Origin of the sequence: Streptomyces sp. AgN23 (assembly GCF_001598115.1) — a bacterium.
GTDB lineage: Bacteria > Actinomycetota > Actinomycetes > Streptomycetales > Streptomycetaceae > Streptomyces > Streptomyces antimycoticus.
Genome location: NZ_CP007153.1, coordinates 8,860,038 through 8,880,300, shown reverse-complemented (window position 1 = coordinate 8,880,300; position 20,263 = coordinate 8,860,038). Strand labels below are relative to the sequence as shown.

Genomic DNA, 20,263 nt, shown 5'->3' with positions numbered 1-20,263 from the left:
AGTTCCGCCGCCCACCGGGCGGCGGCGCCAACCGGACCATGGAGCAGCAGCGTGCTGAAACACTTGTTCCTCCGCTTCCCCTCCCTTCTCCGCCCAAGACGGACCTGGCGGCGGCGCGTTGCCGCCGCCGTGGCGCCCGCGCTGGCCGCCACCGCCCTGCTCGTCTCCGGTGCCGGCCCCGCCCATGCCGCCCCGGCCTGGGACCCCAAGCCCTCCCCGATGACGACTCCGTGGACGAACCAGGTCCCGGTCGACCACCCGCTGCCGGAGTATCCGCGCCCGCAGCTCACCCGGCCCGACTGGGCGGATCTCAACGGCATTTGGGACTTCGCGGTCACCTCCCGCGACGCCGGACAGCCATCGACGTTCGGCGAGCAGATCCGGGTGCCGTTCGTGCCCGAGTCCGCGCTCTCCGGCGTCCAGCGCGAGATCACCCAGAATGACAAGCTCTGGTACCAGCGCACCTTCACGGTGCCGTCCGGCTGGAGCGGCCGCCACATCCAGCTGAACTTCGGCGCGTCCGACTGGGAAACCACGGTCTGGGTCAACGGCCGGCAGGCCGGCGGGGCCCACCGCGGCGGCTACGACGCCTTCTCGTACGACATCACGCCCCTGCTGAACGGCGGCACCAACACCCTCGTCATCTCCGTGTACGACTCGACGGAGACCGGTGGCCAGGCCATCGGCAAGCAGCGCGTCCAGGACGTCACCCCGCACCCCGGCAAGAGCATCGTCTACACCGCCTCGTCCGGGATCTGGCAGACCGTCTGGCTGGAGCCCACCGCCACCGCGCACATCACCCGCCTGGACATGGTCCCGCGTCTGGAGGACAACACCCTGCGGGTCACCGTGCGCGGCGCCGGAGGAGCGGATGGCACGGGCGTCAAGGTCACCGTCGCCGGCGGCGGCACCACCGTCGGCAGCGCCACCGGCACGGTGGGCACCGAAATCTCCGTGCCGGTGCCCAACGCCCATCTGTGGACGCCGGAGGATCCGTTCCTCTACGACGTCACGGCCGAACTGACCGGCACCGGCGCCGACAAGGTCGGCTCCTACACCGGCATGCGGTCGATCGCGGTGAAGGACGTGGGCGGGGTCCGGCGACCGGTGCTCAACGGCCGGTTCGTCTTCCAGACCGGCACCCTGGACCAGGGCTACTGGCCGGACGGCATCTACACCGCGCCCACCGACCAGGCCCTCAAGTACGACCTGCAGAAACACAAGGACCTGGGCTTCAACATGGTCCGCAAGCACATCAAGGTCGAGCCGCAGCGCTGGTTCTACTGGGCGGACCGGCTCGGGCTGCTGGTGTGGCAGGACATGCCCTCGATGGACAGCGGCAAGACCCCGGACACGGCGGCCCGCACCCAGTGGGAGAGCGAATACCGCGCCATCATCGACCAGCACCGCAGCTCGCCCTCGCTCATCCAGTGGGTGGACCAGAACGAGGGCTGGGGCCAGTACGACCAGGCCCGCATCGCGGACATGGTCAAGGCGTACGACCCCTCCCGCCTGGTCGACAACATGAGCGGCGTCAACTGCTGCGCCGCCAAGGACGGTGGCAACGGCGACGTCATCGACAACCACAACTACGTCGGGCCCGGCAACACCCCGACCGAGCCGGTACGCGCCTCGGTGCTCGGGGAGTACGGCGGCCTCGGCTACCGGGTGCCCGGCCATGAGTGGTACCCGGGCGGCGGGTTCAGCTACGAGGACCAGCCCACCACGACCGCGCTCAACAACCGCCTCGTCGGCCTGCTCGACGGGATGCGGGAGAACACCATGCCCGCGGGCGGCCTGTCGGCCTCCGTCTACACCCAGATCACCGACGTCGAGAACGAAGCCAACGGGCTCATGTCCTACGACCGCCAGGTGGTCAAGGTCGACCAGGCCCGGGTCCGGACGGCCAACCAGGCCCTCATCGCGGCGTCCCGGTCACTGGGCGCGACGGTGAAACTGCCGGTCGGGCAGAACGTGTCGCTCCGGGTCACCACCCCCGGCTACACCGACCGCTACATCCGCCACTACGACGGGCTGGGCTTCACCGAGGTGGTCAACGCCGGTAGCGGCGACCTGCTGAAACAGGACGCCACCTGGACGGTCAGGCAGGGGCTGGCGAACAAGCTCTGCTACTCCTTCGAGTCCCGCAACTACCCGGGCGAATACCTGCGCCACCGCGAATTCCGCGTCCGGCGCGAGGCGAGCGACGGCTCCACCCTGTCCAAGGAGGACGCGACCTGGTGCCCGGTCCAGGGCAGCGCAGGCGTCCGGATGTCGGCCGCGGGCTTCCCCGGCCAGTATCTGCGGCATATCAACGCCGAGCTGTGGCTGGCCCAGTCCGGCTCCACCCACACCTGGGACAACCCGGCCGGTTTCACCGAGGACACCACCTGGGCGATCGAGCCACCCTGGGCTCCCTGACCCGCCGCCGCGGGCCCGCGCCGGCGGGTCCGCACCCTCCGGCGGCCGCCGCTTCGCACGGGCGGCCGCCGCCTCTCTCCTCCCCCACGCTCATGCGCACGGCCCCCTACGGAAAGGCGGGTACGTCATGTCAGCGCGGCTCCACCGTGTCCTTCGCGGACTCCTGACCCTGGCCATCGCTCTGGCCGGACTGGTCCTCCTCCCCACGCCGTCCCGTGCCGCGACCCCCGTCTGCGCACTGGCATGCGACACCCTCGACCCCTCGAAGGCGCAGCGCGACACCTTCCCCGTACCGCAGGTGAACCTGGGCGGCCGGATCCTGAAGCTGCATCTGTCCGACCCCGACAGCATGGCCTGGGCCAGCATCGACAACGGTGTGAGCGGCGACTCGGTCTGGCTCGACCGCTCCTGGGACCGGGGGAAGTCCTGGGACGGCCTGCTCGGCAAGGCGAGCATCCCCGGCACCTGGACCGGCACCCGCACCCTGATGTACAACCTCACCGACCCGGTGGGACACCGGCGCGGCTGGATCCGCGCCTGCGCTGACGCCGCCGGTGTCACCTGCACCGACTGGGCCTACCCGACGGTGTGCGACGGCACCTCCTGCGACGGCGCCGACCCCGCCACCGCGGCGGGCGACGACCGCCCGGTGCCGAACACCACCCTCTTCGGGCGCACCATCAGCCTCCATGTCGACCAGAAAAAGGGGATGGCGTGGGGCGTCGTCGAAAGCGGCGGCGCGGGCGACGAGATCTGGCTCGACCGCTCCTGGGACAACGGCGCCACCTGGCCCGAGGGCTCCTCCCTCGGTCGTACGAGCGTGGCCCCGGGCAAGACCACGACGCGCACGGCCATGTTCGCCACCCGGGATCCGCGCGGGCTGATGTTCGGCGGCGCGGTCCGGGCGTGCGGCCGGGAGGCCGCCCACCAGGAGGGCGCCTGCACGGCCTGGGTGCGGCCCGCGCCGAGCCGGGCGCGCGCCGCGGCGGACGCGCTGATGGCGTCGTACCAGACGTACGAGGGCTGGTGGCGCAGCAGTTGGTGGAACTCGGCCGTCGCGGTCACCTCGCTCATCGACTTCGCCCAGCGCACCGGGCGGCACGACTACGACTGGGCCATCGCCCGCACCTTCGAGCAGAACCGCGGCACCTTCCCGGCCGGGGTGCGCAGCTCCGACGCGGTGGAGGGCCATTTCATCAGCCGCGCCATCGACGACGCGGCGTGGTGGGGAGTGGCCTGGCTGGCCGCGTACGACCACACCCATGAGCGGCGCTACCTGGACGAGGCGGTCACCATTGCCGATTACGTCCACCAGTACTGGGACACCGGCAGCTGCGGCGGCGGTGTGTGGTGGGACCGGGAGCGCACCTACAAGAACGCGGTGACCAACGGGCTGTACCTGTGGCTCACCACCTCACTGCACCAGCGGATCTCCGGCGACACCGTATGGGGCGACCGGGCGGCCACGGCCGCCACCTGGTACCAGCGCAGCGGGTTGATCAACGGCGCGGGCCTGGTCAACGACGGGCTGACCGGCGACTGCCGCAACAACGCCCAGACGGTGTGGAGTTACAACCAGGGCCTGGCCATCGGCGCCTTCACCCAGCTGTGGCGATCCACCGGCAACGGCCAGTACCTGGACACCGCCCGCCGGCTGGCCGATGCCGCGATCACCTCGACGGCGCTGACCCGCGACGGTGTGCTCACCGAGTCCTGCGACACCGGCACCGGCGCATGCGACGACAACCAGAAGCAGTTCAAGGGCATCTTCATGCGCCACCTCGCCGACCTCGCGGACGCCACCGGATCGGCCACCTACCGGGCGTACATCACCAAGCAGGCCGACTCGATCTGGACCACCGACCGCGACCCCCTCAACCGGCTCGGCCAGCGCTGGGCGGGCACCACCCCGAACCAGGTCGACTGGCGCACCCAGGCCAGTGCACTCGGCGCGCTGACGGCCGCGGACGGCCTGTGACCCGCCGCGCCGGCACGGGGACGGCCACTCGGCCCGGGCCCCACCAGTGGTACGCACATCGACGCCGGGAGGCGCCCATGCACCCCCGCACGACCCGCCGCCACGCGGCACTGCTCACCGCCCTGCTGGCCATCCTGTGGGGCCTGCTCTCCGCCCCGCCCGCCGCCACCGCGGCCCCGTCCGCCGCCACGGGGACACCGCACACCGCCGCCGCGGGCACCTTCCGCAACCCCCTCAACACGGGCCCCGACCCGTATCTGACCGTCTGGAACGGGAACTACTACCTGACCACCACGCAGGGCGACAGCATCCGGATGTGGCGCTCCTCCTCGCTCGGCACCCTGCTCGAAGCCGACCCCATCACCGTGTGGACGGACACCGACCCCTCCCGCAACCAGCACATCTGGGCACCGGAGTTCTACCGCTTCGGCGACCGCTGGTACCTCTACTACACCGCCGACGACGGGGTCGACGACCACCACAGGCTCTACGTGCTGGAGTCGGACCGCGACGACCCGGCCGGCCCCTACCACTTCAAGTCCCGGCTGACGCCGCCCAACCACGCCTCCGACTTCGCCATCGACCCCGGCATCCTCCAGCACAACGGACGCCTCTACCTCGCCTACTCCGGCATCAACCAGTACCAGCACAACGGCATCAACATCGCCCCCATGTCCAACCCCTACACCGTCTCCGGCAACGCCGTGGCCCTGAACGCGGCCGGCGGCTGCCCCGAGGTGCGCGAAGGCGCCGAGTTCCTCTACCGCAACGGCCGCACCTGGATGACGTACTCCACCTGCGACACCGGCAAACCGGACTACCAGGTGTGGATGATGTCCCTGCCGTCCGGCGCCGACCCGCTCGTGCCCGGCAACTGGACCCAGCACTCCGGTGCGCGGTTCGCCCGCGCCGACGACCACGGCGTCTACGGCCCCGGCCACCACGCCTTCTTCCGCTCCCCCGACGGCACCGAGGACTGGATGGTCTACCACGCCAAGTCCACGTCGGTGAACACCTACACCGACCGCACCACCCGCGCCCAGAAGATCACCTGGAACGCCGACGGCAGCCCCAACCTGGGCCGTCCGCTCGCCGCCGGCGCCACCCAGGACCTGCCGTCCGGCGACCCGGGAGCGGGCACGTACTGGATCAACGACGACGGCCGGTCCAGCGGCGACGGAAGCGCCACGTTCGCCGGCACCTGGAACTCGGGGACCGGCTGCGCCACCCAGTGCTTCTGGGGCGACGACCACTGGAGCGACCAGGCGGGCAACACCGCCGCCTTCTCCTTCACCGGCACCCGGATCGCCCTGCTGTCGGTCCGGGACACCGGCAACGGCATCGCCGCCCTCAGCATCGACGGCGGCCCCGAGCAACGCCTGGACTTCTACGGCGCGATCCGCACCGGCGAGACCCTCCAGTACCTCAGCCCACGGCTCCCCTACGGCCGGCACACCCTGCGCATCCGCGTGACCGGCGAGCACAACGCCCAGTCGGGAGCCTCGTTCGTGAGCGTGGACCGTGCGGAGGTGTACACCCGTTAGCCCCGGCTAGGGCGTCTGCGCCGCGTCGGCCGCCGGGACGAGCAGACCGTGCAGGGCGTACTCCACCAGCTTGCGCACCTCCTCGGGGGCCAGCGATTCATGCCCGGCCATCAGGCGGAACGCCAGCGCGCCCAGCAGCACGTCCGTGGCCGTCGCGGCGTCCACCCCCAGCCTGGTCAGCCCCGCCTCGGCGGCCCGGTCCCAGTACGGCTCCAGGGCCGCCCTGCGGGGCGCCAGGAAGAATTCATGGAAGTACGGCGCCGCCTGCGGCTCGGTCGCGCAGGCGGCCAGCAACTGCCCGAAGACGCCACCTTCCGGACTGGTGTAGTAGGTCAGCAGGTCGGTCGCGAAGGTGACCAGATCCTCGACGGGACGGCCGGTGTCCGGGAAGACCACCGCCTCGGCCGCGTCGCGGCCGAACGCCTCCGCCATGATCGCCGCCTTGCAGGGCCAGTGCTTGTAGATGGTCGCCGTGCTCACACCCGACCGGCCCGCGATGCGGTCGATGGTGACCCCGGCCGTGCCCACCTCGCGCATGAGCGCGCTGGTGGCGGCCAGCACCGCGTCATGCGCCCGGATGCTGCGCGGGCGCCGGGGACGGTCCTGAGTCCGGCGCGCACCGGGTACATCGGCCGTGGTGTCCAACAGGTGGCCTCCCTCTGGGCTTGCTTGCCCCAGAACTGAAGTGATGTTTCACTTTAGTCTCCGGTGACCGGCGACGCAATCCCGGCCGCCGGAAATCCCGGTGAACCGTGACAAATGAACCGTCAGGACATCGACCATGCTCTATGAACTCGCCACCCTCTCCCTCAAGCTGCGCACGGTCCCGAAGGCGCTGTCCGCACTGGAGACCTACACCACGAGCGACGCCACCGGCGGCCGGCTGCTCGGCTGCTGGGAGCCCGAACACGGCGTCATCGTCGGGCAGTTGCTCCTGCTGCGCGGCTTCGAGAACGCCGAGGAACTCACCGAGGAGCGCACCCGCGTGCTCACCAGCGCCGACCCGTTCGGCATCGGGGAGCACCTCACCGGCTTCCAGGTGGAGAGCTACGCCCCGTTCCCCTTCCTGCCACCGGTCGAGCCGGGCCACTACGGCTCGGTGTACGAGTTCCGCACCTACCACCTCAAGGTCGGCGGTCTGATGCCCACGATGGCCGGCTGGGAGGCCGCGGTGCCGGAGCGCACCCGGCTCCACCCGCTGACGACCGCCATGTACGGCCTGGACGGCGTCCCTCGTATCACCCACATCTGGCCCTTCCCCGACCTCAACGCCCGGCTGGACATCCGCCGCGAGTCCTACGAACGCGGCATCTGGCCCCCCGAGAACGGCCCGGAGAACATCGCCCACGCCACCTCCACGATCGCCCTGCCCACCCCCATCTCCCCGCTGGCCTGACCCCGTGGGCGGTCGCCGGGGGTAGCCGCCGGAGCCGGCAGACATGACGCCGGCGATCCCGCGCACGCGTGGCTGCGTGACCAGGTGCGGGAGGTGCTCCGCGAGGCGACCGACGGCACCGCGGCGGGCCGCCCCGCGACCGGGCCCGGTGGCCCGCGCGAATCCGCGTAACCCCGGGGCCCGGCGCGAGAGTCACGCCTGGCGTGACCACGGATCGTCAGCCGCTTGGCACACTATTCTGCTTCGGGGCCGTCAGCTTCCGAGGGTGGCGCGCAGCCCGGGCTGCAGCCGTTCGGCGTGTGCGCGCACCATGTCGTCGCACAGCTCCCAGATCTGTTCGACGCGCAGGGCGGCGGCGGTCGCCGGGTCGGTCATGGCCGCGTGCCGGATGTGGCGCGGCTCGTCCTCCAGGGCGGCCCGCACCACGAGGTCGTTCATGCTGAGGTAGGTGCGGTTGAGCGCGGCGAGCTGCGGGGGCAGCGCTCCGGCCCGGGTCGGCTGGACACCGGACCGGTCGACCAGGCACGGCACTTCGACCACGCCGTGGGCCGGGAGGTTCTCGATGAGGCCGTGGTTGGGCACATTGCCGTAGACGGTCCTGGGGGTGCCGGTCACCATGGAGTGGATGATCTGCGGGGCGTACTCCATGGTGCCCTCGACGTCGATGCGGGCACCGGCCGCGAGGTCGTCGCGGGTCCTCTCGTAGGCGGCGACGTTCTCGTCCACGATGCCGAGATAGGCGCCGATGGGCAGCCGCAGCCGCTCGATCTCGCTGTCGTGGTGCAGATACCAGGGCACATACTCGCAGGAGTGCTCGCTGGTCTCGGTCGGGTAGTGGCCGAGCCGCCGGTACATGTCGACGCGGACCCGGCGCCGCAGTTGCTCGTTCTCGGCGATCAGCGCGTCCAGCCGGGGGTACAGGTCGGTGCCGTCGTGCTCGAAACGGAGCACCCACGCCTGGTGGTTGACCCCGGCGGCGCGGTAGGTGATCTCGTCGAAGGGGACGTTGAGCAGGGCGCACAGGTCGTGCATGGTCCAGTACACCGAGTGGCACAGGCCGACCACGCGGGTCAGGCCGGTCGCCGCGGTGAGGTACTGCACGTTCATGGCCATCGGGTTGGTGTAGTTGAGCAGCCATGCCCCGGGGCATACGGCGGCGATGTCCTCGCCCAGCGCCTTGAGGAACGGGAAGGTGCGCAGGGCGCGGAAGATGCCGCCGACACCGAGGGTGTCGCCGATGGTCTGCCGCACACCGTGGCGCGCGGGGATCTCGAAGTCGGTGCGGGTGGCCTCCCCCATGCCGATCTGGACGAGGTTGATGACGAAGTCGGCGCCGTCGAGTGCTGCGCGCCGGTCGGCGTGTGCGGTGATGTGCGCGTCGGCGCCCCGCCTCTCGGCGATGTACCGGGCGGCGGCCTCGGCGGTGGCCAGGCGTTCCGCGTCGATGTCGTGCAGGGCGATCCGGGCGGTCTTCAGCTCCGGGAAGGCGAAGAGGTCCGCCAGCAGGCCCTGGGTGAAGACGACGCTTCCGGCGCCGATCAGCACGATCTTGGGGTTGGTCATGACGGGCTGTCTCCGTTGACGGTGAGGTGGGTGAGGGCTTCTTCCCAGGTGGGCTGGGCGGTGGTGCCGCCCGCGGCACGGGTCGACAGCGCACCGCAGGCGGCGGCGAGGTCGAGCGCCTCGGCGATGGGCCGGCCCGCGAGCCGCCCGGCGAGGAAGCCGGCGTTGAAACTGTCGCCCGCGCCGACGGCGTCCTGGGCTGTCACGCGGATGCCGGCGGTGGTGAGCAGGGTCCGGCCGTCGTGGCACAGGGCGCCGTCGGCCCCGTTCTTGACGGCCACCAGCGGCACCTGGTGGGCGAGGAGCCCGGCGGCGGCCGCGACGGATGTGCCGTCGGTGCCGGCCAGCCGGTGCGCCTCGGCGGCGTTGGGCAGCAGGATGTCGGTCCGGGTGAGGACGGGCGCCAGCGCCGCGCGGTCCCATCGGCCCGAGGGGTCGTCGTTGGTGTCGAGCGAGGTGGTGACGCCCGCCGCACGGGCGGTGTCGAAGAGTCCCGGCAGATCGGTGGCCAGCCCCGGCATCAGGAAGTAGGACGCGGCGTGGACGTGCCGGGCGGAGGTCAGCAGGTGCTCGGGCACATCCCGCCCCGAGGTCGCGGCGAGGGTGCCCGGCGCGGTGAGGATGGCCCGGTCGTCGCCGCGGGTCACGATGACCGTGAGCGGTGTCGGCAAGCTCGGGTCCAGGTGCAGCCCGCTGACGTCGACGCCTTGTGCCGCGAGTTGGTCGCGCAGGTAGTGTCCGGCGCCGTCGTCCCCGACACGTCCGGCGAAGGCCACGCGCAGCCCCAGCCGGGCGGCGCCGCACGCGGTGATCGCGGCGGATCCGCCGATGGTGAGCGCGCCACTGTCGATGAGCTGTTCGCGCTGTCCGAAGGCGAGTGGGGTGGCGAGCGGTCCGACGATGACGTCCGGGTTGGCGTCCCCGATGACGAGCAGGTCGAAGGTGGGCGGCATACGGCTTCCTGACGGGTGAGGGAGGGGCGGTGCGGGGCCGTGGTCAGCCCTTGAGACCGGTGGAGGTGATGGACCGGACGAAGGTCTTCTGGGCCGCGAGGAAGGCGAGCAGCACCGGCAGGACGGTGATGACGTTTCCCGCCATCACGGCAGACCACTGGGTGTGGTGCTGTCCCCGGAAGGTGGTCAGGCCCAGTTGGAGGGTGTAGTTGGCGTCGTGGTTCAGGGCGATGAGGGGCCACGACAGGTCGTTCCAGGTGGTGAGGAAGGTGAGGACGGCGACGGTGCTCAGCGCGGGGCGGGACAGCGGGACCACGATCTGGAACAGCACCCGCAGCCGCGAACACCCGTCGATCCAGGCGGCCTCCTCCAGCTCCCTGGGCAGGGAGAGGAAGAACTGCCGCAGCAGGAACACCGCGAACGGCGTCACCAGCGACGGCACGATCAGCGCCCCGAGGGTGTCGACGAGGCCCAGTTTCCGCATGACCAGGAAGGTCGGGATCATCGTCAGCTGGAACGGGATGGCCATGGTCGCCAGCATCAGGACCAGCAGCACCCGGGACCCGCCGAACCGCATCCGGGCGAAGGCGTATCCGCCCAGCGTCCCCAGCAGCAGATTCGAGACCACCGCGACGGCCGAGACGATCAGGGAGTTCGCGAACCAGCGCGGGAACATCGCGTTGCCGAGGACGAAGCGGTAGCCGCCCAGGTGGATCCCGGAGGGCCAGAGCGCCGGCGGGAACCGGTTGATCTCCGCGTCGCTCATCACGGAGCTGAGCCCCAGCCAGATCAGCGGTACGGCGAAGAGCAGCGCCAGTGGCGCGAGCAGCAGATGCCACGGGCTGAACGGCAGCCGGAACCGGCGCCGTGGGCGGGCCACGGGCTCCCCGGTGGTCCGGCCGACCGGCCGGAGCCGGTCGGTGGCTCTCCCGGGGAGGTGGGACAGGTCCGTCATGACGTGGCTCCCTCGATGCGGCGGTCGTCGCGGCGCCGGACCAGCCGCAGCCCGGCGGCGACCACGAGCAGGGCGACGCCGAGCACGTAGGCCGCCGCGGCCCCGTATCCGGCGGTGAAGTTCCGGAACGCCTGCTCCCAGACGAAGTAGACGATCACGGTGGTGGATCCGAGCGGACCGCCCTTCGTCGTCACATACACCAGGTCGAAGACCTGCAGCGCGCTGATCGTCTGCCACAGCAGCAGGAACACGCTGACCGGCGCGATGGTGGGCAGGGTGACATGGCGCAGCACATGGCGGCGTTCCGCGCCGTCCAGGGTGGCGGCCTCGATGAGTTCCCGGGGTACGTCCTGGAGGGCGGCGAGGTAGATCACGACGCAGAAGCCGGTGCCGCTCCACAGGGAGATGGCCACCAGGACCAGCAGGGCCTGGGCCGGATCGGACAGGAACCCCTGGGGGGAGAGCCCGAGCCGGTGCAGCAGCGCGTTGGCCGCGCCGAACTCCGGGTCGAGGATGAAGGAGAACAGGACGCCCTGGGCGGCGGCCGAGACCACGAACGGCACGAAGAGCAGGGTGCGGTACAGACCGGAGAACCGGATGCGCCGGTTGAGGACCAGCGCGAGCGCCAGCCCCAGGCCGATGCTCAGCGGCACATACAGCGCCGTGTACACCAGGGTGTTGCGCACGGCCTGGGCGAACTGCGGATCGTCGGCGAGCTGGCGGTAGTTGTCCCAGCCCACCCAGACACTCGGGGTGAGGAGGTCGCTGTACTGGAACGACAGCAGCAGCGACCACAGGACGGGGACGACGCTCAGGCCCAGGATGACCAGGACGGAGGGGAGGACGAACGCCCAGGCCGTCGCGGCCTCCCGGCGGCCTCTGCGGCGTGCTGACCCGGCCGGTGTTCGCGGCGACGGGCGGGTGATGGGGGTGGGCAGACGGGACATGTGGGGCTCCTCAACGCACCTTGGCCATGGCGGCGTTGGCTTCGTCCGCGCATCGCCGCAGCGCCTTCGCCGGTGTGCTCTTCCCGAGCAGGACGGCGGTGATGGCCTCGCCGAGCGGCATGGAGATCTTGGGGTAGGCCCGGTCGACGGGCCGCACCCGCGCGGTCTCCAGCACCTCGGTGAACACCGAGAGACCGGGCACCTCGGCCGCGTGCTTCCGCCACTTCGGACGGCGCTCGGCGGGCCGGCTCTGCGGCAGGCTGCCCGCCTCGGAGTCCCACAGGTAGGCCTGGTCGGGCTCCATGAGCCAGCCGATGAAGGTACGGGCGGCCGTCAGCCGCGCGGAGCCGTTGTCGAACACGCTCCAGGTGTCGGGGCCGGAGATCGTCACCGACCGGCCGTGGAAGCCGGGCAGCGGGACGACGTGATAGTCGATCTTCGCCTGGCGGATGTCGGGCAGCTGCCAGGGGCCGGTCCCGACCATGCCCAGCCGGCCGGTGGAGAACGCCTGGTACATCTGCTCGCCGCCGGGCTTGGGGTCGACGTAGACGCTGCGGTCCCGGGCGAGCGCGGCGAGCACATCGAGGGAGCGGACACCGGGTTCGCCCGCGAATCCGATCTCCCGCTTGCCCTCGGCGATGACCTCACCGCCCAGGTCCCAGATCATGGGCCACAGCCGCCACACCGTGTCCTCGTCGCCCGCGCCGGGCCAGCCGGTGCCGAACGTGCCCTTGCCGCGGTCGGTCAGCTTCCGGGCCATTTCGATGAAGTCCTGCCAGGTCCAGCCCGGTGCGGGCAGGTCCAGCCGGGCCTCGCGGAAGAGCTTCTTGTTGCACACCACGGCGAGCGAGTCCAGCACCGCGGGCACCGCACGGACCACACCGTCGACCATGACGCCCTCCCGGGCGGCCGGCCAGTACTGGTTCCAGGGCACCGGCTGGGACTCCACGACCGATGTCATGTCCGCGAGCTGGGGACTTCTGGCGACACTCGCCAGGTCGGAGCCGAAGATGTAGGCGACGTCGGGTGGCGACTGGGCGACGAGACCGGCCATCACCTTCTGCAGCATGTCGTCCGCCAGCACCCCGCCGCCGATGTCGACCCGTATGCCGGGGTGGCTTCGGTGGAAGTTGGCCACGAGCCGTTTGAACGCCTTCAGCGAGGGGCCGTTCTGCCCGTGCCACACCTCGATGTGGACGGTTCCGCCGGAGTCCACGCCCAGGCCGGTCCCGCATCCCGCCACCGCCGTACCCGCTGCCGCGGTGAGGGCCAGTGCGCCGCCACCGCGCAGGATGCCACGGCGCGAGGGCCCGCCGCGGCCACTGCCGACCGTGTCCATGTCTGCCTCCAGATGTTCGGTGGATATGTGGCCGCCGCGGTCGGCGGCGGCCGCACCGTCCCCGGTCAGGACTACGGGCAGGTCTTCCGGACGTAGCCGTCCTCGCCCTCGGGCAGCACATCGTGGTCGCGCTGGACGACGCTCACCCGGTCGCCGTACTCGCAGGCGTTCTTCATCCCGGCGTTCGTGTACTCGATGAAGATGGCGTTGTCCCCGAACTCCGCCACGTAGTCGGCGCACTCGCGGTACTCGGGGTTGCCGCACTCCTCGGCGATGGCGAAGTCGAGACCGTTGGCCGCGTGATTCTTGGCCAGCTCCACGGTGTTCTTCTGACCGACCGCCAGGCCCTTGCCGTGGCCGTAGGCGGACAGCATCCGGATGTAGGTCTGGGCGTGCTCCTCGGTGATCCGGCCCTCGACGACATCACGGGTGAAGGTGTCGAAGTTGTCCAGCTCCAGCGCGTTGAAGCCCTTGGCGGCGCATTCGTCGATCTGGGCGTCGATCTTCTCCGCGATGCCCTCGCGCTTCTGCTGGGTGGTGATGTCGAGGATCGCCTCGTCCCAGTCCGTGTCGATGACGACGTCACCGTCGTCGTTCTTGAGCAGCAGGTCGGACGGCCAGTCCGCGGGGCCGCCGGGCTGGCCGATCTTCTGCGTCTGGAAGGCGTTGACGTAGCAGATGTTGTACAGCCCGGGCGCCGGGGAGGCGCTGTGGTCACGGCTGACGACCCGCACTCCGGACGGCGGGGGGTACGCCCCGCCGATCTGGTAGTCGAAGCCGGCGTGGACCGGCGGAAGGGCGGGCGAGGCGGCCGAGGCGGGGGCGGGGGCGAGAACGCCGGCCGCGGCGGCCGCGGCGCATGCCACGGCGGCGCCCACAGTGGTACGGATACGCGAACGGTTCAGGCTCATCGCCGAGAGCTCCATGATCCGTGGGCACGGCCCCGCCTCGGTCGCAGACAGCGACCTGGCGACTCGGGCCGGACTCGCGGCGGGGCCGCATACCGGCTGGGCGTACCTCTGTCGCCGAGCATTCGACATCGGCGTGCCAGGGAGTAAACCGATCAAACCGAGCCACGTCAAGAGCGTGAAACTGCTCAGTGTCGGCTCGGAACACGCACAAGCGATCAGCGCGGAGGGGCTCCACGGCGGACATTACGCATCGATGCGGGCATGTCGGTACGCGGGAATCCGGCGGTCCCCGCGCGCCGGACACACTGGGGCCTCTCTTATGGATCAGGTCGGATCAGCGCGCGGCGTTGGAGTGCGTGCATCGCAAGGCGGAGGAGGGCGTCCATGCGGAGCATAGGCAACCGACGACAACGCAGCGAGGTGCGTGCTCCAACGCCGCGCGCCCGGCATGATCCATAAGAGAGGCCCTAGATCCGCCGGAGTCCCACCAGCACTCTCTCCATCAGGTCGCGGTCCGGCGCGGCGCCCTCCTCGGAGGCCGTCCGGTGGACGACGATCAGCCCGTGTTCGGCCATGTCGCCGAGCAGGACCTTGGCCACCCCCAGCGGCACCATGAGCATGGCCGCCACTTCGGCCACCGACCTCGGCTCCTGACACAGCGCGATCACCGGGAGGTGGTCGGCCTGCACGACGTCGGTGGAGCGGTGACCCAGCTCGGTGGTGGTCACCAGGGTCTCGACCTCGAAGTGATGGTGGGACCTGGTCCGGCCGCGCGTCCATGAGTAGGCGCGCACGAGCGCGGCAGGGCCCTGGCTCTCGTCGTGCTCGGACTCCCAGGCGGCCGTCCCCTCGGCCTCCGACGACGCCCCCGGGAAGGATCCCCCGGGCTCCTCGGGACGGCCGTCCCCGCCCTCACGGCGGGGCGGGGCCTCGGGCGGGCCGTCGGACCGAGGTGCCTTCCGCCCGCGTCGCCCTTTGCCGAAGCTGAAGGCGTTGAGCACGTCGGCGAAGGTCTGTTCGTCCTCCGCCCCCTGTTCTCTCCCAGGTCCCTGCCCGGAAGGGCCTTCACCGGTGCTCATCATCTCCCCGTCCGGCCTATTGGGCTGATGTCCGCTTCACGCCCTGCAGGTTGAGCTCCTGCAGCTCAGCGCGGAGCTCGGGGGTCAGCATCTCGCCGACCTGGTCGACCAGTACGGTCATCTCGTAGGCCACCTGACCGATCTCGCAGTCCGGCGCCGCCAGCACCACGAGGCATGAGCCGTCCTTGATCGACATCAGGAGCATGTTCCCGAGCTCCATCTGAATGACCGAGGACCGCACATCACCGGTCATCAGGCACTGGGCGGCGCCCTGGATCAGGCTGATGGCCCCCGCGGCAATGGTGGCGACCTGCTCGGCCCGTTCGGCCGCCAGCCCGTCCGACGCGGTGAGCAACAGTCCGTCGGCCGAGACCACCACGGCGTGCGCCACATTGGGCACACGCTCGGTGAAATTGGTGACCAGCCATCCGAACTGGCTCACCTCCCGCAGCTGGGGTGAGGTCATGGGTTCTTCCTGTCCATCTTCGCTGAGACCTTATGTCTCGTCGCGTCCGTCGGGCTGACCCCGGCGGATGCCCGACTGGTAATTGCTGAGGAACGTAAGGGTGCGGCCGGCGTTCCGCCGCGCGGATTCCTCGTCGCCGGCTCCACGCGGCTTGGGGCGCTCTTCGGTGGCGCGCGGCTTGGGCCGTTCCGTGCCCGAGCCCTGGCGCGGCACCCGGCGGGGCAGCCCGGCCTGCGTGGTTCCGCCCGCGTCCGCGGCGCCCGGCCGCTCGTGGACGATCTGGCCGGGGTCACCGGCGGCATCGGGCCGGCTCTCGCCGGGGGACGCGGGCGCGGCGGGGACGGGCCGCCGGGGGAGCTCGGACGCCGGGAGGCCCGCCGGCCTCCGGCTCTCGGCCGTCTCCTGGCGCGGGGGGCCCGCCGGGGCCGTCTCGGCCTCGGCCGACGCGAACCACGGCGAGGGGGCGTCGCCCTGGGCGGCCGGACGCGGACGCCGCGGTGGCAGCGGGGGCTGTCCCGGCGGCTGTACGGCGCGGCGGTCGGCGGGGGCGTTGCCGTTCCCGTTGCCGTTGCCGTTGCCGGGCCCGTCGCCATTGCCGGAGAGGGCCGCGGCCTTCCCCGGTGCGTCCTCGCCGACCGGGGCGGGCCGGCCGGCCTTGGCGGGAGGTATCCGGCGCGGCAGTCCGCCGGGCTGCGAGGAATCCACGAACGCCCGCGAGCCGCTGGAGCGGGTCGGCAGGGAACGGCCCGTGTCGCCGGAGCCGGCCGGGGAATCCCCGGCGCGCAGCGAGCGGGCGCCGTCGGTCGCGCGACGCGGCAGAGGCGCCGCCGGAGCCGCGCCGGTCTCCCGGCGGGTGCCGACCGGCTCGGCCGTCTTGGAGGTCCGCCGGACGGGCAGGGAACTCTCCCGGCCCGCCAGGGCGGGCTTGTCCCCGAGCATCAGCCTGGCCGGGACCAGTACACCCGCGCGCAGTCCACCGCCGGTGTCGCGCTCCGAGATCAGCTCCACGGTGACGCCGTGGCGACGGGCCAGACGGCCGACGACGGTCAGGCCCATCTGCCGGGACGTAGGTACCTCCACGGATACGTCCCCCGCTACGCGCCGATGAGCCTTGGCCAATTCGGCCCCGCTCATCCCGAATCCCTCGTCGCGGACCTCGATCAGTGCGGAACCGTCCAGGCGCAGTGTATTGCTGACGACCACTTGGGTCTCCGGCGGGGAGAACGCGGTGGCGTTGTCCAGCAGCTCAGCGATCATTCGCGCCAGGTCACCGGCAGCGTACCCGATCACTTCGGCGGCGGGAACGGGCTCCACCACCACCCGCCGGTAGTGCTCGATCTCGGAGACCGAGGCCCGCAGCACATTGTCGAGCGGCACACGCTGCTCGGAGGGGCGGACCGGGGTGCTGCCGCACAGGACCATCAGGTTCTCGTTGTTGCGCCGCATCCGGGTCGCCAGGTGGTCCAGCTTGAAGAAGCTGGCCAGCTGGTCCGGGTCCTCCTCGTGCAGTTCGAGCTGTTCCATCAGCCGCAGCAGCCGGTCCACCAGGCTCTGGCTGCGCCGGGAGAGGTTGACCAGGGTGTCCCGCAGGTCGCCGCGGAGCGCGGCCTGTTCGGCGGCCAGCCGTACGGCCTGGCCGTGCACCGCGTCGAAGGCCCTCGCGAGCTGCCCGAACTCCTCGGTGGTGTGGACGGGCACGGCGCTGATCGAGGTGGTCGCCATCTCGCCCTCGCGGATGCTCGACACCGCTTCGGGCAGCCTGCGTTCGGCCACGTCGAGCGCGGTGGAGCGCAGCACGGTCAGCGACCGCAGCAGATGCCGCGCGATGGCGATACCGATGGCGAAGGCGAGCAGGAGCACGGCGAAGAGCAGCACGGACTCCGCACCGGCCCGGTCGCTCGTCTCGTCCTGCAGCTTGGCGGAGGTCTCGCGGAGCCGGTCGGCAAGCCGCTTCTCCACGGTGTTGATGAGGGCTCCGGTCGCCTCCGAACTGCCGTTCCAGTCGCGGATGGAGAACGGCGCGGCGTCGGCGGCGTTCTGCCCGGCGCTCTGCGACCCCGCCTGGGACAGCACGCCGTCCAGCAGCCGGGTGCGCCGCTGGACCTCCGGGCCGGTGACCGTCCGCTGGTAGGCGCGCTGGTCCCCCTTGGTGGCCACGGCGCGGAAGTCGCTCAGCTTGTCCCGCATGCGGATGTCGGACTCCTGGAGCGCCCTGATGAGCTTGGGGTCCGCCAGCCTGCCGGGGTCGGGCGCGTCCATGACGATCACGTGCTGGAGGTGGACCTGTTCCTGGACCAGCTCCAGGTCGTACAGCGCGGTGGCCGGTCCGGAGAGCTGGGGTTCACCGAACCGGCTGCCCAGCGCCTGGTCCAGGTCGAGCAGACCGTTGATGATCTTGCTGTACTCGGTCACCGCGGTCCACGAGCCGATGTCCGTGGACGTCACCTGCTTGCGCAGCGCGGGCAGCCCGTCCAGCAGCTTGAACGCGTCGCGATAGCGGTTCGCCGTTACCCCTTCGAGGCCCTGTGCCCGCTTGGTGGTGCGCGTGACGGCGGCCTGCGCGCGGTCGACGCGCTGGTTCTGCCGCCGGAGCATGGCCGGATCGGCGGACGCGTGGTCCCCTCTCAGCCGCTCGGCCGACATGGTCCGTTCCATCTGCAGATCGCTGATCAACGGCATCAGCCCATCGCGCAGTCTGACCAGCCGCTGCACGTCCGCGTAGGTGTTCGCGCGCTCGACGTCGCGTTGGATCTGCACGACGCCCAAGGCGACGGCGAGCAGAGCGGGCACCACCAGAACGGCACCCAGCTTCACGGGCAGCCGCCAGTTGCGCCATTCCACGACGCCGGCCCACCACGACGGTGAGCGATCACGCGCGGCCGCATGCCTGCCCGGGGTCATGAGGCGCCCTCCGCGCTCGGACCGGCTTGCCCACAGGGATGTATCACGATGCCGTTTTCTCCTGGGATTTCCCCCGCTGGGGAAAGTCGAACGCCCGGCAGCGCGCCGGTACATCGCCTTCGGCGATGCGCCGGCGCGCCTGCCTTTACTCGAACAACTTGCTGCTCTTCTCGGCCAGTTGGTAAAGACCGTACAGAAACGGCACAGCCACCCACAGCCACGCCACGACCATGACCACGGGAGAACCCGTCTTGGCCACGTCCGGCGAAGGGCTGTCTGCGTCAGTCACCGGCTTACCGCCTCTCTGCCGGAAGGGGGTCGGGGGTTTCCTCCGGGGGTGCCGGCTCCGCCCGGGCCGCCGGCTCAGGTTCATGGAACTTCGGATGCACCGGACGCACCAGTTCGTTCGCGATGAAGCCGATGACAAGCAGCCCCATCATGAGAGTGAACGAAAAGGTGTAGAGAGCCGGGCCGGTGTCCCCGGACTCATGCGCGGAATCCGCGATGGAGTCCACGATGAGCGGTCCGGCGACTCCGGCGACCGACCACGCGGTCAGCAGCCGGCCGTGGATCGCGCCGACCTGGTAGGTGCCGAAGAGATCCTTGAGGTAGGCCGGAACGGTGGCGAATCCGCCGCCGTAGAACGACAGGATCACCATGGTCGAGGCGACGAACAGCGCGGTACTGCTGTCCTTTTCGAGCATGATCGTGAGGTAGAGCAGGGCACCGGCGCCCAGGTACAGGCGGTAGATGTTCTTCCGGCCGACCACGTCGGAGACCGAGGACCACACGAAGCGACCGGCCATGTTGGCCAGGGACAGCAGCGCGACGAAGCCGGTGGCGGCGCTCGCGCTCACCGGGCTGGCCGTGTCCTGGAAGAAGTCCTGGATCATCGGGGCTGCCTTCTCCAGGATCCCGATACCAGCAGTAACGTTCATGCACAGCACGACCCAGAGCAGCCAGAACTGGGGCGTGCGCACCGCGTTCCTCGCCGAGACGTTCGCGGTGGTGACCAGCCGCTTCCCCGCGTCGTCGCCTGGCGTCCAGCCGGCCGGCCGCCAGCCCTCGGGCGGCACCCGCACCAGCACCACGCCCAGCGACATGAAGGCGGCGTAGGCCAGGCCGTGCACCAGGAAGGTCTTCGCGATGCCGCTGGTGTCGCTGCCGAACGCCTTGAGCATCTCCGTCGACCAGGGGGAGGCGATCAGCGCGCCGCCGCCGAAACCCATGATCGCCGTGCCGGTGGCCATGCCCGGCCGGTCCGGAAACCACTTCATCAAGGTGGACACCGGCGCGATGTACCCGATGCCGAGCCCGACCCCGCCGATACCGCCGTACCCGAGGACCACCAGCCAGTAATTGCGCGTGGCGACGCCGAGGGCGGCGACCAGGAAGCCGGTGGAGAAGGCCACGAGCGAGACGAACATGGCCCAGCGCGGGCCTTTTCTCTCGACCAGCGTTCCTCCGAACGCGGCAGAGAGCCCAAGCACCAGAATGCCGATCTGGAACGGGAGGGCGCTAGTCGTCCCGGAGATGTCTAGGGAATCTTCCAGAGGTATCTTAAAAACGCTCCAGGCATACGCCTGGCCGATGGAGAAGTGGATCGCAAGCGCCGCCGGCGGAATCAGCCAACGATTCCACCCCGCCCCTGCGATGATGCGAGAGCGATCGAGGAAACCCACAGATCAATCTACCTCCGGCTTCTTGAGAGCACCCCCACAGACTGCATTTCCGAACCTATCCAAACACCTCGGGGGAGGCAGTGGTGAGCGCGGGGCTGCTGTCATATGCCAGTGACAGAATCGCTGCC

Annotated in this window: 15 protein-coding genes; 4 read left to right on the top strand and 11 right to left on the bottom strand. The window is 70.7% G+C overall.

What is annotated here, in order from left to right:
* The first annotated feature begins 129 nt into the window (after positions 1 to 129).
* The 3 genes from AS97_RS38405 to AS97_RS38395 all read left to right on the top strand — a co-directional run bounded on the left by AS97_RS38405 (position 130) and on the right by AS97_RS38395 (position 5,943).
* The gene (locus tag AS97_RS38405; protein WP_210567376.1) at positions 130 to 2,421 is read left to right on the top strand and encodes an AbfB domain-containing protein; all 2,292 of its coding nucleotides are present in this window, start codon (positions 130 to 132) and stop codon (positions 2,419 to 2,421) included.
* 127 nt (positions 2,422 to 2,548) lie between these two features.
* Complete coding sequence (locus AS97_RS38400) at positions 2,549 to 4,399, top strand: glycoside hydrolase family 76 protein (protein WP_210566516.1); 1,851 nt, start codon at positions 2,549 to 2,551, stop codon at positions 4,397 to 4,399.
* A gap of 77 nt (positions 4,400 to 4,476) precedes the next feature.
* Entirely contained in the window at positions 4,477 to 5,943 is a 1,467-nt protein-coding gene (locus AS97_RS38395; RefSeq protein ID WP_210566515.1) for a glycoside hydrolase family 43 protein, read from the top strand.
* Between the two features lie 6 nt (positions 5,944 to 5,949).
* Here the strand turns inward: AS97_RS38395 and AS97_RS38390 are convergent, their stop codons facing one another.
* Positions 5,950 to 6,588: a TetR/AcrR family transcriptional regulator gene (locus tag AS97_RS38390; RefSeq protein ID WP_210566514.1), complete on the bottom strand. Its 639-nt coding sequence runs from the start codon at positions 6,586 to 6,588 to the stop codon at positions 5,950 to 5,952.
* 136 nt (positions 6,589 to 6,724) lie between these two features.
* Here AS97_RS38390 and AS97_RS38385 point away from each other — a divergent pair, with 136 nt between their 5' ends.
* A complete protein-coding gene (locus AS97_RS38385) occupies positions 6,725 to 7,339 on the top strand; it encodes an NIPSNAP family protein (protein WP_059143288.1) in 615 nt (204 codons plus the stop codon).
* 252 nt (positions 7,340 to 7,591) lie between these two features.
* On the opposite strand, the gene AS97_RS38380 is transcribed toward AS97_RS38385, so the two are convergent.
* The 10 genes from AS97_RS38380 to AS97_RS38335 form a co-directional block, all read right to left on the bottom strand.
* On the bottom strand, positions 7,592 to 8,902 hold the full coding sequence (locus AS97_RS38380) for an alpha-glucosidase/alpha-galactosidase (RefSeq protein WP_059143289.1): 1,311 nt from the start codon (positions 8,900 to 8,902) through the stop codon (positions 7,592 to 7,594).
* Positions 8,899 to 9,855 carry a carbohydrate kinase family protein gene (locus tag AS97_RS38375; RefSeq protein ID WP_059143290.1) on the bottom strand — a complete coding sequence of 319 codons (957 nt, stop codon included), beginning with the start codon at positions 9,853 to 9,855 and terminating at the stop codon, positions 8,899 to 8,901. The genes AS97_RS38380 and AS97_RS38375 overlap by 4 nt, the downstream gene beginning before the upstream one ends.
* 43 nt (positions 9,856 to 9,898) lie before the next feature.
* Positions 9,899 to 10,810: a carbohydrate ABC transporter permease gene (locus AS97_RS38370; RefSeq protein WP_107420700.1), complete on the bottom strand. Its 912-nt coding sequence runs from the start codon at positions 10,808 to 10,810 to the stop codon at positions 9,899 to 9,901.
* Positions 10,807 to 11,757 (bottom strand): sugar ABC transporter permease, encoded by a 951-nt coding sequence (locus AS97_RS38365; protein WP_059143291.1) that lies wholly within the window; start codon positions 11,755 to 11,757, stop codon positions 10,807 to 10,809. The genes AS97_RS38370 and AS97_RS38365 overlap by 4 nt, the downstream gene beginning before the upstream one ends.
* A gap of 10 nt (positions 11,758 to 11,767) precedes the next feature.
* The gene (locus AS97_RS38360; RefSeq protein WP_125758040.1) at positions 11,768 to 13,096 is read right to left on the bottom strand and encodes an ABC transporter substrate-binding protein; all 1,329 of its coding nucleotides are present in this window, start codon (positions 13,094 to 13,096) and stop codon (positions 11,768 to 11,770) included.
* Between the two features lie 71 nt (positions 13,097 to 13,167).
* Positions 13,168 to 14,007: an endo alpha-1,4 polygalactosaminidase gene (locus AS97_RS38355; protein WP_210566513.1), complete on the bottom strand. Its 840-nt coding sequence runs from the start codon at positions 14,005 to 14,007 to the stop codon at positions 13,168 to 13,170.
* 467 nt (positions 14,008 to 14,474) lie between these two features.
* On the bottom strand, positions 14,475 to 15,086 hold the full coding sequence (locus tag AS97_RS38350; protein WP_247204618.1) for a DUF742 domain-containing protein: 612 nt from the start codon (positions 15,084 to 15,086) through the stop codon (positions 14,475 to 14,477).
* Between the two features lie 16 nt (positions 15,087 to 15,102).
* Positions 15,103 to 15,552, bottom strand: coding sequence for a roadblock/LC7 domain-containing protein (locus tag AS97_RS38345; RefSeq protein ID WP_059143295.1), 450 nt, complete (start codon positions 15,550 to 15,552; stop codon positions 15,103 to 15,105).
* Positions 15,553 to 15,582: 30 nt separating this feature from the next.
* Positions 15,583 to 18,453: a nitrate- and nitrite sensing domain-containing protein gene (locus tag AS97_RS38340; protein WP_210566512.1), complete on the bottom strand. Its 2,871-nt coding sequence runs from the start codon at positions 18,451 to 18,453 to the stop codon at positions 15,583 to 15,585.
* 293 nt (positions 18,454 to 18,746) lie between these two features.
* A complete protein-coding gene (locus AS97_RS38335; protein WP_210566511.1) occupies positions 18,747 to 20,135 on the bottom strand; it encodes an OFA family MFS transporter in 1,389 nt (462 codons plus the stop codon).
* Positions 20,136 to 20,263: the final 128 nt, after the last annotated feature.